The organism is Enterococcus sp. C74 (assembly GCF_040887125.1).
Taxonomy (GTDB): domain Bacteria; phylum Bacillota; class Bacilli; order Lactobacillales; family Enterococcaceae; genus Enterococcus_B; species Enterococcus_B hirae.
In genome coordinates this window covers 109,513-126,858 of record NZ_JBFOFA010000002.1, presented here as the reverse complement: position 1 = coordinate 126,858, position 17,346 = coordinate 109,513, and the positions used below count along the sequence as shown (strand labels likewise).

Here is a 17,346-nt window from a genome sequence, read left to right as displayed (position 1 = left end):
TGATCATTCTGAAGGATTAAGCAAAGATTGATGAGAAACAAAAAAACAAAACCATTAAAATATGATGGGGAGAACACCTCATGTTTTGACAGTTATTTTGTTCTTATGTACTATAAAATAAATAACTGTAAGGAGGAATTCTCATGACAAATTATAACGGCGAAAAAGGCAAACGTTTAAGAGGTTCGATGGCGCCTAAAACCGATGATGAAGTAGCATTAGCAGGGACAAATTCTGGTGAAACAGAAAACAAACAAGAATCGTTATCTGGCACAAACTCTGGCGAAGCCAAAGATGTCGCTTTATCTGGTTCTAATTCGGTTGAAGAGGAAGAACCAAAGAAACCGAATGCTTTTGAAAAAGAAGTGGAAAAATTAGCGGAAGAAGTAAAAGAAAAATTTGAAGAATTGACATCTAAAAAAGATACTAAAAAATAGATTTGTCAGTTGCTAGTGATCCTATGAAAAAGACAGCTTTTACGCTGTCTTTTTTTATCCAAAAACTATTTTTCCGATTTTAGAAAAAAATGGTGTCTGCGCTTACCTTCTTTGTATTATGCTTTATTTATGAGAATAATTTTTTCTCAGCTAAACATTAGGAGGTAATATATGGAAAATTTTGGGTTACAGTTAATCAATTCGAGTGTGCTTGGACAAACCGATTTCATAAGTCTATTCACGACTTATTTATCAGATTATATGTATTTGTTCTTAGGTGGAGCCGTTCTATTTGTTATTTTGATGTTGTTATTAAGTAAAAAAATGTCCGATAAGCCTACAAATAAAAGCGGATCTTCAAAAGGTGCTTCTAAGCAAAGCCAATATAAACGAATGAAATAGATCTTATTTTACTTTGAACAGATTGTTAGTTTACTAATAATCTGTTTTTTTTGTTATAACTATAAAAAAATATTATAGTAACTATAAATATCATTATATTGAAAAATGTTTCTATCAGAACTATAATTTTCATGAAAATAACATATGAGATGAAAAGGAGCGTGTATCAACATGAGAAAAACCAGTAGAAAAGTAGTGATCGTTGGAACAGGCTTTGTGGGAACAAGTATTGCTTATGCCATGATCAATCAAGGAATTGCGAATGAATTAGTCTTGATCGATGTCAACCAAGAAAAAGCGGAAGGGGAAGCTTTAGACCTTTTAGATGGTATGGCATGGGGCGAAGAGAATGTTGCTGTTTGGTCAGGTGATTATAGCGAATGCAGCGATGCCGATCTAGTAGTAATCACAGCAGGTATCAACCAAAAACCAGGACAAACTCGTTTAGATTTAGTGAAAACAAATGCTGGAATTATGAAGGATATTGTTCGACAAATCATGGGAGCAGGATTCAACGGAATATTAGTTGTTGCTTCTAATCCAGTAGATATTTTGACTTGCATTGCGTGGAAAGAATCAGGGTTACCTTCTTCTCGAGTAATCGGAACAGGAACAACATTAGATACAACTCGTTTTAGAAAAGAAATTGCCTTGAAACTTTCTGTCGATCCTCGTAGCGTTCACGGCTATATTTTAGGTGAACACGGCGACTCTGAAGTAGCAGCTTGGTCCCATACAACAGTTGGCGGAAAACCAATCATGGAATTTGTCGAAAAAGATCATCGAATCGACGAAAAGGACTTAGATATCATTGCTGATAAAGTTAAAAATGCTGCCTATGAAATCATCGATCGAAAAAAAGCGACTTATTATGGAATTGGTATGAGTACAGCACGAATTGTCAAGGCTGTATTAAACAATGAACAAGCTGTATTACCAGTTTCTGCTTATTTATCTGGTCAATATGGAGTGAAAGATATCTTTACAGGTGTTCCATCCATCGTTGATGAAAAGGGTGTAAGAGAAGTTATTGAATTATCAATTACACCAGAAGAAGAACAAATGTTTAAACAATCTGTCAATGAATTAAGAAACGTATTAAACACCGTGAGATAATTGAATGAAAAAAAGGAGAACGAGCAAAATGCTCATTCTCCTTTTTATTTTTGTTTTAGAAAAAATAGTTCTCTAGGAGAAAGTGAATTGTAATAAAATGGTAGCATATTAGGTAACGTTTTTGGGAAATGCATTTGAAACAACAAGAAAAAAATGAAGGAGGTGATTGATTTAAAGCAGAATAAGATTATTTTTTTTAAATTAGATGCAATAAATATTCTTTCTTCACTTATGATTATTTTATTCTAGAAAAAGGAGATAAGTACTATAATGCCTATAGATAATGCTGAGTTGATAAAAAAAGAAATTGAATTACGTTCAAAAATTGCTGGGGCAAGTGCTAAAGAAAATTTTTATAGTACCATGAGAGTGAGGGTTGAGCCACTAAAAGGTATGGATAGATTTAATCTTTCTAAACGAAAAGAATACCGAAATATAAAAAAATTTATAAAAACTATAGAAAAACATACTAAAGAAGCATCGTCAAACAAGGAGGGTTATATACAACAATTGCAAGAGTTAGATAAACAACTTAAACAAGGAACTCTTCGGAATTTTGAACAAATAAGAGGAAAATCTAAAGAAGAAATTACTATATTACCAGATTCTACTCATAATATGAATAGAACGCCTACTCGTCCACCTCGGGCATTTGAACAAATAAAGGGAGGCTCAAAATCACCTGCTCCATTGCCGCATTCTACCCCTAATATGGATAGACCACCATCTTTGCCACCTAGAGTTGGAAGATAGACTTCATACATAAATAAGAAAAAAGAAACGTATTAAACACTGTGATATAATTAAATAAAAAATAAAAAGGAGAATGAGCGTTTTGCTGCTCGTTGTCCTTTTTATTTTTGTTTTAGAAAAAATAATTCTCTAGTAGAAAGTGAATTGTAATAAAATGGTAGAATATTAGGTAAATTTTTTTGGAAATTCAATTGAAACAACAAGAAAAAAATGAAGGAGGTAATTGATTAAAAGCGTGATCAGCTTAAAAAGAATAAAAGACGACTGGTAAAATTACTAAATAAACGAAAGGAGATAGTATATGGAAAAGCAGAATACTCAGGAGTCAAAAAGCGGATTAGAAGAATCTGCAGTTCAACAAGATATTCACTCTATACATACAGAGCAAACCGTATCTGATAGACAACAAAATACTTTTGGCAAAGATCAATCGGAGATGATATATGCAGAGCTGGTAGGCTTGCCTGAAGGAAAATTCAAACAGAAACCGGAAACAACTATTTATTCAACTATCATTCAGTCTCAATTAAGCTCTTCGGAGAAACAAGAAGATCAGTCTCAGCCTTTAAATAATAAAGGAGAGTCCCTTAAAAAGAATAATTTTGACATTGATGAAGATACTGGATGGGGCACCACTTTAAGTTCTGACGATTCACAAAATGATCGCCAACATGAACGAATTAGTAAGTCAACAAAAAATGACAATGATTCATTAGAGATACAATTTGAAAAAACACAACCTAATCCTCAAACTAACAGCAATTACAAATCTTTTTTTAATGAACTTATCCGCAAGGCAGCGAAAAAAAAGAGTGAACAAAATTTAGCTACATCGTCACATTTATCTGGACATCCTATTCCAGCACCACGTTATAGTAAACTAATTATTGTTGAGAACTCCGCAGGAAGGCTGCTTGGGGTGAATGAAAATACTGGATGGGGCACTTTTTTAGGCACTGAAATTCCTCAAAGAGAAAAGCCTATTCCGTTACCACGTACTATTAAAAATGCACAGAAAAGTAAAAAAAATACTCCTGCACAGTGTACTTTTAAAGATCTAAAAGATAAAACGAGTAATATAAAGCAAAATACTATTTCTTCTTCAAATGATTTGAATTTAGCAAATGGGGTAGAGACTGACAATATCTTGAGCAGTGGGAATTCTCAGTCCGTTATGATAAATAAATCTCTGTATCATTTGAATGGACGAGCAGGCATTATTACAAATGTCACGCCCGATACAAGACACAATATTGATAAAACTACTGGATCTAATATCAATAGATAACCTGCATGGTCGGTTGATGAGATAAACAATTGAAAAAATAATGTAAAAATTTAAGAAGATGATTTAAATTTAAACGTCATCAGCGCCGTATGAATCAACCAAACGCACTTGAAGGGCGTGGGCCGGATTCTGTATCACGTTGATCATGTATATTTGATTTTATATGAGGGGATATTACATAGAGCTGACGATAGGCATGTTTCTGGAAAACACGAGTATGAAAAAATTATAGATGAAAATGATTCTCAAAAAAGACAGAACGTGGACGAACAACAGAGTGAATTTTTATTATGTTAAGGATCTACTTGGCATAATGTATACAATGTAATCGATTTTTAGTGATTCGCTCCTTGTATAATAGTGGTGCACTAATCCCTACAGTGTACAATAGAGAAATGCTATATCAGAAATACAATACATTTTTTGTTTCATTTAGATCGGCAAGGATTTAATTTTATGTTAATTTTTCTAATTCAGGGGAAAAACAAGAAACCCCATTATTGGTTTTTCTTATTTAAAATTACAAAAAAAAATAAAGGAAGAAAAAAATGAAAGAATTACAACCTACAAATCCTGTTAGCGAACAAGAATCTCAAACTCCAAATCCTGTTAACGAACAAGATATCGAAGATCGTATAAATCAATTTTTGCAACAAAATGGTGGGAATCGTCCAATAGTATCAAGCAATATTTTTTCTAGAAATAAAAAAACAAACTTAGATGTCTTAAACAAGATAGAAACGCTTGGAGACGACCAACATAGTAAACGTTTAAAAATGTTGCTTCAGGAAATGAACGAAATGCACAAAAATATAAATAAAAATAACTTTAGAGGCCTGGCCCTTAGAGATCGAAAAGAAAATTACGAAAACTTTATTAAAGAAGCAGGATCAGATATTTCAGAAATATTATCTTCTCAAAAAAAAATTCAATATAAAGACGCTCTTAAAATAGCACTAGCAGGACTGTCTTACCAAGATAACTCAAACCCAAAAAAAGAATTGTCTAAAGAAAATAAAGCGTGGGTAAAACTTTTTTCTCTATTCAATGAAACGCAACGTGTTTGGATAAATGGACCTGGTCCAATACAACCTGATTATGACGACAACATTAAAAAAATGCGAAATCAATCAAAAAAGTTTGATGAAATCAGAGCTATGAGGAAAGTCGAGAAACTTTCCGAAAACAAACAGGATAAAGTAATCAATAAAAACCCTTCCAAAGAAAAATCAGAAGGTTCTTTCTTAGAAAGATAGAATTCATACATAAACAATAAAAAATAAAGAAAGAGCAACTAGACATAAGATTAGTCGCTCTTTCTTTATTTCTTCTTTTACTCTTTTTATTATTTTTTCGGTTATACTGTCAAACTAGATTTATTCTCTAAATTATATCAATTCTTTGTATGCTAGCTTGTCCAACGATTTTATTGCTAATTGATTTTCTGATAAATGTCGGTTTATAGAACTAAAAACTGGGTAGAAAAACAAGTATCGGTATCATTAGCGGTCTTAGACGAGTGTTGGGATGATTCAGGTTGTTATGTCGCTGGTTTGATTGCTAACGGACGTAAACGCATGACAAAACAAAACAACACAAACAAATGATCGAGAATTATAAGAGCGCTGTTGATCTGATCGTTAGTAAGGAATGACTTGCATAAAATTGAATTGTAAAGATTATGATTGTTTTATTGTAGAGAATGCCACATGTGAATATTGTGGAGTTTTTGTTTCTAATTTTGTAAATTATGGATATGGACTTTTGCAAATCATACTATATAGACAGATAAAAAATTAAATCGTGTTTAAATCTTGTCAAACACGATTTAATTGAGATTTTATAATACAAAATAATTTTAAAATTTTGCAATGGTTCGAAAGAGTCATTTTTTTATCTTTTTAGTTTGATTTCGGTTTGATGGGGGTTTAATTCACTTTGAATCTACTTTGTATAATATATATTATGTAAACTAAAATATAAAATTTTTATCTCCTTCCTTTAACAATCCGCAAACCCTCTCTTCTTGCTATTTATTCTATTTCTTTTTACCAGATAGTATAAAAACGATTCTTTTCTTGTTCACTAATCAGTTATATATATACGCATGCATAAAACCATTTAGAATTAAAGCTATCTAGAAATCATTCACACCAAAAATAGATTTTGATGTGAATTTATCTATCCATATTTTGTTAGAGCAATGATTGATAGATGTATCCTAGAAAGTAGTGTTTTATCAGTTGATTAATATACCTTAAAAATGTAAGAACGATTATATGGGGTTATAGACTGTTAAATAAGACTATGATTTATAGCAATCATTCATGCTATTTTAAGAATCCATTTGCATCATTATTGTGCAACAATTCAACTTAATTTTTTAAAGAGATACTATAATTGAGGAACATTAGTTTTTTATCTGTCTATATTAGTATAATTTAGTGATGTCAAAGTCAAACTAGGAGATGTTTGTGCATTTCTTGCTTTAGTAGCTTTAGCAGCTAAAGAGCCTTGTGTAAGATTGTTTTCTGGTTTGTTTTCCAAAATTTGTTTTCTTTTAACTATATCCACTACTTTTCGAATCGATTCTAAACATTTTTCATCGACTCTTACGGCTTGATTTTCCCCACATTCTTTCGGTAAATTTTTTAGAAGTGCCACATCGTTCCATACAAAACTTCGATTAATTTCCTGCACTCCTTCAGCAATTAGGGTCGCCCGCCCCTTTTCATGATCAACCTTATATAGGTTATTGTTCCCAAAATATAGTAATGGCTCGTCTTTGTCATAACCGCTCTTGTTTTTAGCATCTAATGGATAATATACTACCGGTTCATTTTTACTCAGCCATTCCTGAAGTTTACGTTTTGAGCGATCAGTATGTTGTACCTCTCCATCATTTTGGTGATGTTCCTGATCTTTATTGTTTAAAGAACCAACTATATTTATTAGTTCATTTTCTTTTTCTGTTGTCAACCATATAAACCGTGATTTTTTTCTATTAAACAGTTCGTCCAACCCAAATTTAATCAAGGTTGTTTCTTGATTCTGTTGTTTATTGTCTATGACTAGTTTTCTTGAACCGTCACTAAATTTAACGTTACTCGTAATCAATTTTCCATGACAATTTAGGTAGGACTTTTTTTTATTAACAATTTTCTGGCTTGAAATGATCTTATATAGCTTCTCCTCATTATGATCATAATATAATAACTGATTTTTCTCGGTATTTTTCGATTTTTTGGGTAGTTTCATGTGTAGTTGTTCATGAAAGTCGTTCTCGTCTCTCTGCTCAAATTGTTGATGAAATCTTAACCCGTTCTCCTGTGTTAAATGTTGATGTTCTTGGATTTGATCAGCAGAAAATGCCAGAGATAAATATCGTTCCTCTGGTGATAGTTTATCGCTTTTCTTCATCGTCATATTCCCTCTCCTTTTATGGCCTTGTATAAAAGTTCATTTATTTACAGTCGTACTAGTTTTCTTTGCGTTTTTCAAGTAATTACTGAAACAAACAGCTTTTATCCGCTTTCCATTCTATATCTACACTTCAGCTAAAATAAAACTTTTATTTCAAAATGACAAAACAAAAAGGTCAGTGATTCTAATTTTGTTATCTGAAGATAGTCTATTCACCTACATACAAGACGTAATCACATATTTTTGAACGATCATTCTATAAAAAAACTAATAAAAAAACATCAAAGATAGTAGCTACTACTGCCTTTGATGTCCTTAAACACGGTTAGAATATTCTATTTTCTAGTAAATAGCTCAGCATAAAAATAGCAAAAATTAAATAAATAGTAATGGAAATAAAATTCTTTGCACTGAGGTTCCCCATTTTAAGGCTACCACATAACTAGTAAAGCAAATAAAAATCACTCGTTCTTCTTATTCAATAAATCCGAATGCTACAATCATTTTATCTAGACAGGTCTTCATTACTACCTTTTTGAGGAGTTTGCGGTGCAGGACGCTTTTGAGCGTGTCCAAGAATGTTGCTTTGAGTATTTCTATTAAGTTTGGGTGATGCTTTTGCGTGTGTTGTCAAATCAATCAAATTGCTTAATGAATTTCCACCTTGAGCAATGTTACTAGTACGTCGTTCGGGTAATGGTTGTTTGTACTTTGTCAAATCTTCTAACGACTTACTATCTCGAACGATGTTACTAGCGCCAAGTTCGTGTGATGCTTTTGCGGGTGTTGTCAAATCAATCAAATTTCTACCTTGAACGAAGTTGTTTATATTTGCTATGTCTAAGAATTTCGTGGCATTCTCAGCAGAGAGACTCCATATCATGGCATCTTTATTAGACGTCTTTGGTAATTTGTCTGCAATTACTTTATCCCCTAATTTGAGCTTGCCGTCTTGAAAATGTGCATTATCAGTAATCAGGACAGCCTGTTTTCCTTTATGACTAACTAAATATAAATTGTTCTTATTCAACAAAAGTGTACACGAATTTACATTTCTTTTTTCATGCTCTCGGGGTTTATGTAAATCTCTAGGAGAACGATTTCTAGGAAAATGTTTCTTGGCCTCATTCAAATAATTGATGTTCTTTTCAACTTCTCCTTTATCTATCCATATAAATCCGTTTGACATCTTTGATTTAAGGAATAAATTTATTTTTACATTTGTATCCCAGTCTTGGACTGCAATATGTTTTGCATTTGGTGAATTATAGAGATCCTTATCAGCAAGCAAATAAGCGTTTATGATTTTCACATTCTTACCATCTTGAGATTCAGTCTCTAATTTATATAGTTTATCCCTCATGGTCCCTACTTTATAATAAAATAGATCTTTCTGTTTATTGTGACTTTGATTTTTTGGTATTGATAATGATGAAAATGCTCTAACATCCACCTTAATCCATGGTTTACTCTTTATCTGTTGTCTATCTTCCATCATTTTAAACCCATTTAGTCGCTGATTAATCTCTTTTAAAGTAAGTGAATCGACGTACATCGTTGCCGTTCTATCTCTATTTTTACCCTCCCGAGTCCAACGTCTTTGAATGAAATTATTTGTATCAACCGTTGTCACATTGGAAGGCGAGAACAGATCAACTCTCAACCCTTGACTATTTCTTTTATAATATATCCCTTCTTTCTCTTCTATGTTATCTGCGAGGAGTTTCGACTTGCTGCTCTCAGTGTCCAATTGATAAAGTTTGCCTTTATGTACCATTAATTGAACATTTACACTAAGATCGGATGCCGTACGCTGCGGGATTCCTATCTTGAGATTTTCACCAATGTAAGTTGCATCTGGTTCTGTTATTGTACGTGCTGCTCTCTCGGCTTTTTTTGCTTTTTTGTATTCGTTATCCTTTTTGATAATATCGTATACTACACGTGAATGAACAAATAACGATTGAGCGTCCTTTGAGGGATTATTCTCCATTTCTACAGGTCCAATTAAATTTTGGTAGTTATTCTTTTCTTTACTTCCTTGCGTCAATTCACCATTTATATACTCTACATCTTCAGCAATTACATAAGCTTTTTTTTCTCCTTTTTGTGGATCCAAATTTTCTATGAAATAAAGTTTCCCTTGGTATAAACATAATAGTTTATCCATTGGATCACCTTGGTGAATATTATCTATTGTTTTGCTTGGTAATTTTACCTTATTGGGCAATTGGGAAAATTTATTTCTATAGGTTGAAATTATATCAACCAAAAATACATGCTCGTTCACCACAATATTTTCATATGGCTCTTTGTTTTGGTCTTCTGCGATTTGGTCCTTAGAAAAATTCAGATGATTATATAGTTCCTCTTTGCTCATGCTATTTTCTATCATAGAGATCATACCTTTCTATTTATTGTTTTTCTAAAAAGATCATTTGTTTAATATCTGCAAGAAATAATCCTTCAATAAATTTCAATAATTACCTAGATGTTCCAGGTCTTTCTCCGATTGAAACGCATGAACGAGTGTCCATCTTCTGATTCTGATTCAGGAGTTCTCTTTGAGTTTGGCTTTTTCCTTTTGAGCGTTTTTGCAACTCTACTACATTATTACTTAGTTGAGGAATGTTCCTCGATTGGTTTATTTTTGCTATTTCATAAATTTTAGAAGCTTTGTATGAAGATATAGGCCATTTCATATTTTCATTAGGCGATAAGTTGGATAAGAGTATTTTATTATCTGATTTGATCTTACCATCTTCAAAATTGACATTAGCGGCAACCTTTATAGCCACTTTTGATCTATGATCAACTAAATACAAATTGGTATCTTTCAACAAAAGTGTATATACATCTTTGTTTCTATTTTCATGAGAAATCGTTTTTTGGAATTCAATAAAATACGCCACTTTCTTTTCTACTTCCCCTTTTTGTGTCCACGCCAATCCGGAAAACAACTTTGGTACAGGAAATAAATTCAATTTTATATTTTTATTGATATCGTTTAATGCAAGATGGCTTTTATGAAGTTGTCTATCAAGGTGTTTATTAGTAAGCAAATAAGCTTTTTGGACTTTCCCGTGATCGTTAATCTCTAACTTATAAAGAGCACGTTTGTCGTAATCGTAATAGATTGGGTCTTTATCGTTGTGAAGGTTTGGATCTTTTACTATTGTTAACTTCTTTAACGATGATATGCTATCAACATCCACCTCAGGCCAAGGTTTACTTTCTATCTGATCCTTCTTTTCCATATTTTTAAAATATTGTAATCGCTGATTGATGTCCTCTAGGGTATCGGCGCTTACATACTTCGTTTGAGTTTTTTCTCTTTTTTCTTTAGTAAAAAATGATCTTATCAAACCTATATTGTGAGACTCTTTAAGAGTATTAGGACTGAATAGCACCATTCTTAGCCCTTGCTCATTTCTCTTATAGATTGTTCCATATTGAAATTTTACGTTATCTGCGAGTAGTTTTGACTGTTTATTTTGGCGGTCAATTTGATAGAGCTTATCTTCATGCAACATTAATTGAACTTTCATTTCCGGATCCCTAGTTCCATACTTGGGGATCCCTATCTTAAGACGCTCACCAATATATGTTGGATCTGGTTGTGCTACTGTACGAGCTATCCCCTGAGTTTCTTTTGCATTTTCAAAAATTTCATTATTCTTGATAATATTGTACACTAAACTCGGACTAGCAAGTAGCGTGCGAGTACCATTTTTCTTATTTTTTGTCGTCTTAGCAAAATTAATTAAGGTTTGGTTGATGTTATGCTGAATGCTCGCTTGGAACAATCGTTTATCTCCATACCATACTTCCTCAGCAATTACATAAGCTTTTTTTTCTCCTTTTTGTGGGTCCAAATTTTCAATATAATAGAGTTTGCCTTTGTGTAAGCATAGTAGTTTATTCATTGGATTATCATCATGAATATTACGTATTTTTTCGCTTGGTATTTTTATATCATCGGGCAATTTAGAGAACTCATTTTGATGGTTTGAAATCATACCATCCAACAATATATGATCATTCACATCAATACGTTCACCTATTTTTTGTTGTTGATCTGTTTCGATTTCTTCTTCAGAAAAATTCAGATGTTCATACAGCTCCTGATCATTCGTTAACGTTGAACCCTCGATTTGATTATTTGTTTCCGGCATAATGATTGCACCTTCCTATTTACGTTATTTTTTGCATAAAAAATAATCATTTGTTTAGTTCTTAACCTTATTAAATATCTGGCATATAAGATTTTGTCGAAACAAAAGATTTTTTAATGCGCTTTTATTTTATAATTATTATTAGTGAGAAATAATCCATTAATTTCCATAAATAGAAATAAAAAGCACCACAAGAAATAACTTGTTATTCTCTAATTTTTTATGAATTGTCGTACCCACTTCTGCGAGCTTTAGCTGTTAACTTGTCTAAAACGACAATTTTCATTCTTAAACATCTAATGTTCAAATCTTATAATCACTAACAAATCAATAACCGACATATTCATTGATGTTATAAGTAAGTGAGCTTAATTCCTTGATAATAAACGGACTTAACCTAGCATTTCCAATAGAAAAAGATCTTAAAACACAAATATGTTCTAAGATCTTTAGTTATATATTTTACTAATTTATCATGATACTTTTATGATAAAGAAATTTCAAAGTGAATCATCATGCTCTATTATAACTGTGAATGTGGTTTGTTTCCGGTAATCAACCAAAATACTGATGCCATAATTGTGTCAATACGGGTAGAAAGTAAATGATTACTAGTGCTGCGATGACCATCAGTAATTGCTTACGTTGTTTCTTTCGTTTCAACAGACTACTTGTTTTGTGTAAAAAGTATGTGGCACTTTTCGCTCCAGCTGTTAGTGTTGATAGTAGCAGTGTAGGTGAATAAGCCGTAGGGTCTTTCGTGATAGACAATAATTTCGTACCATATTCTGGATATTTTAATAATGCTTGATAAACAGCAACGATCGTGATCGTTCCCATCAAATAATTTAACAATGAATGAACTTTTTTCAAACGCTTAAACTCCTTATTTATAAATCGTATGTTATTTTTGGATAAATAAACCAACACTTTTCGGAATAATTATTTTTCTTCTTTATTTTTTTCTCCTGATTTTTCCATCCACGGAAAAGAAAAACCGATCGAATAATCTGCTTTTAGTTCTAGTACTGCATCAAACTTCCCTTTTTTGCCAGTCAACCCTTTAACTACTTTACTAGTCTTGCCTTTAGACAATAATTCCCGCATCATCGTTTTCGTCAGCTTCTTCTTTGCAATCGTTGGCCAAAGTTTAAAATCACAGGAAGCATTGGTACAAGTTGCTACTTTTGGATGCAACATGACGATCCCTTGTTTACACTTTGGACATCTGCCTAGTTGATCATTTTTCTTCTCCAGCGCTTTGATTTGGCGCGTTCCAGTGATTTCTTCAGATAAATCGACTGAAGTCAGTTGTTTTGGCACGGATTCGAGTAAATGAAGGATGAATTTTTTGATATTTGCTAAAAAGACTTCGGGTGTGCCCTCATTGTTACCGATCTTTTTGAGGTATCCTTCCCACTGAGCAGTCATTTCCGCACTAGTCAACAAAGGTTCTTGAGCGACCGCTTTACAAAGAGTGATTCCTTTAGCCGTAACAGTGATTTCATTTTTAGTGACCTCGATATAGTGACGTTGCTTTAGATTTTCAATAATATTGGCTCGAGTCGCTTCTGTTCCGATTCCCTCAACTTCTTTTAAGATTTCCTGTGCTTCTTCATCATCCAATGTTTTCCCTGCCGTTTTCATCGCAGTGATTAGTGTTCCCTCGTTGTATGGTTTTGGTGGTTGGGTTTCTTTTTGAATACTTTTCAGATCAACGCCGACCACCTGACCTTTTACCACATCTGGTAATACTTGGACTTCTTTCTGCTTGCTTTTGGTTGCTAAGATCATTTGCCACCCTTTTTTGATTGGGATTTTCCCTGTACTTTTTAAGCGAAGTTCTTGGACACCAGTATAAATCGTTGTTTCTTCATATACATAATTTTCGGCAAACATTGCCATAGTCGTTTTCGCTACTTGTAAATAGATGGCTTGTTGCAGACGTGATAATTGCGCAAAACGTTCCTTGGAAGGTATCGTTTTTGTTGGAATAATTGCATGGTGTTCTTGGACTTTTGTCGCATCAACATATCTTTTTTTCGACCATGTTTCAGGAGTCTCTACGCTGCTGATCCCTAAAAAATCTTTATAACGTACTAAGTTTTTCACCAAGTAGTGATGTTCATTTTCAGTAATGTAAGTAGAATCTGTCCGAGGATAGCTTAAAAATTTCTTTTCGTAGAGCCCTTGGGCAGCATCTAATGTCGCTTTGGCACTCGCCTTCATCAATTGGTTCATTTTTGTCTGGAGACTAGATAAAGAAAATAAACGTGGACTACTTAGTTGTTTTTCTTTTTTAATGACCGATAAGATCTGTCCTGATTGCTTCCCTAAATACGCGCCTGATTTTTCAATTGCTTGATGTAGCGCTTCGAGGGTTTTAAAATTCTGCTTGGGATCGATTTTCCCTGTAAACCGTCCATCATCACAACTGATCGTCGCTTCTACTTCATAGTATGGTTCTTTTTTGAAGTTTTTAATCGTTTCTTGTAACTGATAGATCATATATAAGGTTGGCGTTTGGACACGTCCTAAAGAAAAGCTGCCATCGATCCCTTTTTGTTGCAGTAAGAGGCTGTATAATGGGCTCCCGTTCATCCCGATCAACCAATCCGCATTCTGTCTAGCTTTCGCTTCTTTATATTTAGGAAAATAGCTCTCGCCTGGACGAAGGTTTTTAAAGCCTTCATAAATCGCCTCTTTTTCCAGCGAATTGATCCACAAACGTTGATACTTTTTGCTTTTGGTGAAGGCTTGCGCTTGAATGATAATCGACCAAGCAATGGCTTCTCCTTCACGGTCTCCATCTGTCGCAATAATGATCGTATCCGCTGATTGTAATTCCTTTTTGACGATTGAAAATTGTGCTTGTTTTTCTTTCGGCACTTCATAGCGGAAGGTTTCTGGGAAAATTGGTAAGTTAGCTAAGGACCATTTACTCCAGCGTTCTTCATATGCACCAGGAGGGACCATGTCCACTAAGTGACCGAATCCATAAGTAATCGTTACTTCCCCACTAAACAACGGATCAACGATCTCATAATACCCTTCGTGACGTATTCGTTTCTTAAATGTTTCAGCATAAGCTTTTGCTTGGGAAGGTTTTTCAGCCAGTATAACAGTTTTCATTTTATCCCCTCCATGATTCTCAGTCTTAGAACAGACTTCTTTATTATGGAACAAACATTCGCATATGACAACCCAAAACTATTTTTTCAAAAGAAAAAAACGACTGAAGACCCTTGTCTAACAGTCGTTTTATGAACTTAGCTTTTACAATTGGTGAAAATCCAAAGTGTTGCATCGCCCACCTATTGCAGATGGAGGACTTTTACTAAACGAAGTGAAATAGATGATTGCAGATAGTAACTTTCTATTTCTTTTCTTCCATTTATTTACTTAAAAAATCACTGATTGCTGCACGATTGGCGTCATTGTCGATCACCAAAATACTTCCGGCATAACTACTGTTTCCAAAGTTCCATGAACCTTCAACAGGCACGCTTAAACGATCCACACCACCGACACCTCGAGCAATCGACAAGAGATTTTTGATAATAAACAATGATGAAACATCCGTTGAGGTATAACCAATGGCTTTTCCGGCAGCGTAAGGGGCACGAACCAAGTTTAGGGGATTTTTTAGCTGACTAAAAATCGTATTCATGACTTGTTGTTGCCGTCTTACTCGACCAAAATCGCCTTCTTCATCTTTTCTAAAACGTGCATACTGTAAAAGTGTATGGCCATCCATTTTTTGGACACCTTTTTTGATATCGACACCATCCAGATTCAAATCTTTCTCTGCATCGATCTTGATACCATTCATAAACAATGCATCGACCACTTTTTCAAACGATTTAAAATCGACTTTTGCGTAATACTGGCAATCAAGTCCAAAATTTTCTTTGATGGTTTGACGGACCAGATCAGCACCGCCATAAGCATAAGCTGCATTGATCTTATTTTGACCAACTCCTGGAATTGTTACAAAACTATCACGCATAAATGAAATCAATTTTGGTTTATGAGCAGGTCCATCTAACTGTAACACCATGATCGTATCTGCACGACCAGCATCCTCACCTCTAGTGTCACTACCTAATATCAGAATATTATGTGCGCCACTCGAAGACTGTACACCATCAAATGATTCCGTTGTAACACTCGGCAAACTGGTATCATGTTCTGCCATGGATTTCCCGACAAAAAAGGAAATGACTGAAAATAAGAATAAAAATAGGATAATGCCTAGAATGATTTTCCCCCACGAACGTTTCTTTTTTGGACGAACTTCTTTTGGCTCTTTCTTCCTCTTAAAAAAGCTTTTCTTCGTTTGATTAAATCCTTTTTTGTTTCCTGCTTTTGCATAGGAATAAGGAGTTTGATAGTCATTAGCTTGTCCTTCTCTGGAAGAATAAGAAGAATCCTGATCAGGTTGATAGATCCGAGTAGCTTCATCTCTTGAATCATTCAACGCTTTGTCCTTTTGACGTTCACGTCTAAAAAAACCGGTTGATTCTTTTTTTAATGGTTTTGCTTTTTTATGGATGTTCTTATAACGATCCATCCGACTCATTTTGTTTCCTCCCTGCTATCTGTACAAGTAAATAAAGGATACGCTATCTTCTTGATAAAAACAGCTATTTGAACCACAATTTAATAAAAAATAACGAAATGAGACAAGCCACTACACGTAAAGCTCGTCACACTTCTTGTTCTAATCGTTCTCGTACGTTCTGGACTGGCATTTCTCGATGTGTCCACAGTTCAAAAGCAATTGCTCCTTGATGAATCAACATACCTAAACCATTATAGGCTTTGATTCCCATTTTTTTGGCTTCTTGGATTAATCGTGTCTCACTAGGGGAGTAGATCAAGTCAAAGACGGCTAATTGCGAATGCAACAACTTTACATCAGCAATCGGTAATTGGTCTTTCTTGCTTCCCATTCCGATATCAGTTGCGTTGATCAATAGATTCGCCTGACTCAAATCTAATGCCAGTTGACTTTCGTCCGCATAATCATGTAATCGGATGGGACAACCTGTTTTCTCAGAGACTTTCGCAAAATACTCTTTTAGTGGTAAAAAAGTGGCATTCAAACGTTTGTAAATCGTGATTTCTTGTGCGCCTTCTAGTGCCATTTGTACGACAATTGCTTTTGCTGCACCACCTGCTCCTAGAACAACGATTTTTTGATTTTTGATCGGATGCCCCGTTTCGTTGACGGAACGTACAAATCCCATACCATCTGTATTGTAACCAATCAAACGTTGCTCCTGGTGAACGATCGTGTTGACCGCTCCGATCAATTCCGCTTCAGGGCTTAACTGATCAAGGTATGCCAAGACAGCCGTTTTATTCGGCATTGAAACATTTACGCCCAACATATCTAATGTGCGGATACTCTCAACGGCTTGTCCTAGGTTCGTTTGATCTACCTCAAAAGCTAGATAAACGGCATCAATACCCCAATGTGAAAATGCCAGATTGTGCATCAACGGTGAAAGACTATGAGAAGCAGGCTTTGCAAAAAAGCCTGTGAGTTTTGTTTTACCAGAGATCATCTTTTTCCTCCTTATAAAATAAAACAACCATCCAATCCTCGTAAACATGACACGAGACATCAGATGGTCGATTGTTTAGTTCTGTTTCTTGTGCTTTTTCTTATGTCTATGATTGACGAGTCTTTCTAAGTTTAAAGGAGGGATGAGAAACTTGTCAACATGATTGTCAAACAAGCGGG

General features: G+C 34.1%; 14 protein-coding genes. 7 read left to right on the top strand and 7 right to left on the bottom strand.

What is annotated here, in order from left to right; genetic code table 11:
• The first annotated feature begins 143 nt into the window (after positions 1-143).
• The 7 genes from AB3H93_RS03380 to AB3H93_RS03350 all read left to right on the top strand — a co-directional run bounded on the left by AB3H93_RS03380 (position 144) and on the right by AB3H93_RS03350 (position 5,603).
• On the top strand, positions 144-437 hold the full coding sequence (locus tag AB3H93_RS03380; RefSeq protein ID WP_034697939.1) for a hypothetical protein: 294 nt from the start codon (positions 144-146) through the stop codon (positions 435-437).
• 171 nt (positions 438-608) lie between these two features.
• A complete protein-coding gene (locus AB3H93_RS03375; protein ID WP_228196892.1) occupies positions 609-839 on the top strand; it encodes a hypothetical protein in 231 nt (76 codons plus the stop codon).
• Positions 840-1,010: 171 nt separating this feature from the next.
• Positions 1,011-1,955, top strand: a complete 945-nt coding sequence (locus AB3H93_RS03370) for an L-lactate dehydrogenase (protein ID WP_010719177.1) — start codon at positions 1,011-1,013, stop codon at positions 1,953-1,955.
• Positions 1,956-2,225: 270 nt separating this feature from the next.
• Entirely contained in the window at positions 2,226-2,708 is a 483-nt protein-coding gene (locus AB3H93_RS03365) for a hypothetical protein (RefSeq protein WP_368020131.1), read from the top strand.
• Between the two features lie 301 nt (positions 2,709-3,009).
• Entirely contained in the window at positions 3,010-3,996 is a 987-nt protein-coding gene (locus AB3H93_RS03360; RefSeq protein ID WP_368020130.1) for a hypothetical protein, read from the top strand.
• A gap of 548 nt (positions 3,997-4,544) precedes the next feature.
• Positions 4,545-5,252: a hypothetical protein gene (locus tag AB3H93_RS03355; protein ID WP_368020129.1), complete on the top strand. Its 708-nt coding sequence runs from the start codon at positions 4,545-4,547 to the stop codon at positions 5,250-5,252.
• A gap of 195 nt (positions 5,253-5,447) precedes the next feature.
• Positions 5,448-5,603, top strand: a complete 156-nt coding sequence (locus AB3H93_RS03350) for a hypothetical protein (RefSeq protein ID WP_368020128.1) — start codon at positions 5,448-5,450, stop codon at positions 5,601-5,603.
• Positions 5,604-6,414: 811 nt separating this feature from the next.
• Here the strand turns inward: AB3H93_RS03350 and AB3H93_RS03345 are convergent.
• The 7 genes from AB3H93_RS03345 to AB3H93_RS03315 all read right to left on the bottom strand — a co-directional run bounded on the left by AB3H93_RS03345 (position 6,415) and on the right by AB3H93_RS03315 (position 17,167).
• Complete coding sequence (locus AB3H93_RS03345) at positions 6,415-7,422, bottom strand: hypothetical protein (protein WP_368020127.1); 1,008 nt, start codon at positions 7,420-7,422, stop codon at positions 6,415-6,417.
• 502 nt (positions 7,423-7,924) lie between these two features.
• Entirely contained in the window at positions 7,925-9,814 is a 1,890-nt protein-coding gene (locus AB3H93_RS03340) for a hypothetical protein (protein ID WP_368020126.1), read from the bottom strand.
• 88 nt (positions 9,815-9,902) lie between these two features.
• Positions 9,903-11,594: a hypothetical protein gene (locus tag AB3H93_RS03335; protein WP_368020125.1), complete on the bottom strand. Its 1,692-nt coding sequence runs from the start codon at positions 11,592-11,594 to the stop codon at positions 9,903-9,905.
• A 555-nt stretch (positions 11,595-12,149) separates the two neighbouring features.
• The gene (locus tag AB3H93_RS03330) at positions 12,150-12,434 is read right to left on the bottom strand and encodes a hypothetical protein (RefSeq protein WP_174270245.1); all 285 of its coding nucleotides are present in this window, start codon (positions 12,432-12,434) and stop codon (positions 12,150-12,152) included.
• A 102-nt stretch (positions 12,435-12,536) separates the two neighbouring features.
• Entirely contained in the window at positions 12,537-14,726 is a 2,190-nt protein-coding gene (gene topB / locus AB3H93_RS03325) for a DNA topoisomerase III (RefSeq protein WP_368020124.1), read from the bottom strand.
• Between the two features lie 262 nt (positions 14,727-14,988).
• Positions 14,989-16,176 (bottom strand): LCP family protein, encoded by a 1,188-nt coding sequence (locus AB3H93_RS03320; RefSeq protein WP_368020123.1) that lies wholly within the window; start codon positions 16,174-16,176, stop codon positions 14,989-14,991.
• 127 nt (positions 16,177-16,303) lie between these two features.
• Positions 16,304-17,167 (bottom strand): shikimate dehydrogenase, encoded by an 864-nt coding sequence (locus AB3H93_RS03315; protein WP_368020122.1) that lies wholly within the window; start codon positions 17,165-17,167, stop codon positions 16,304-16,306.
• Positions 17,168-17,346 lie beyond the last annotated feature (179 nt).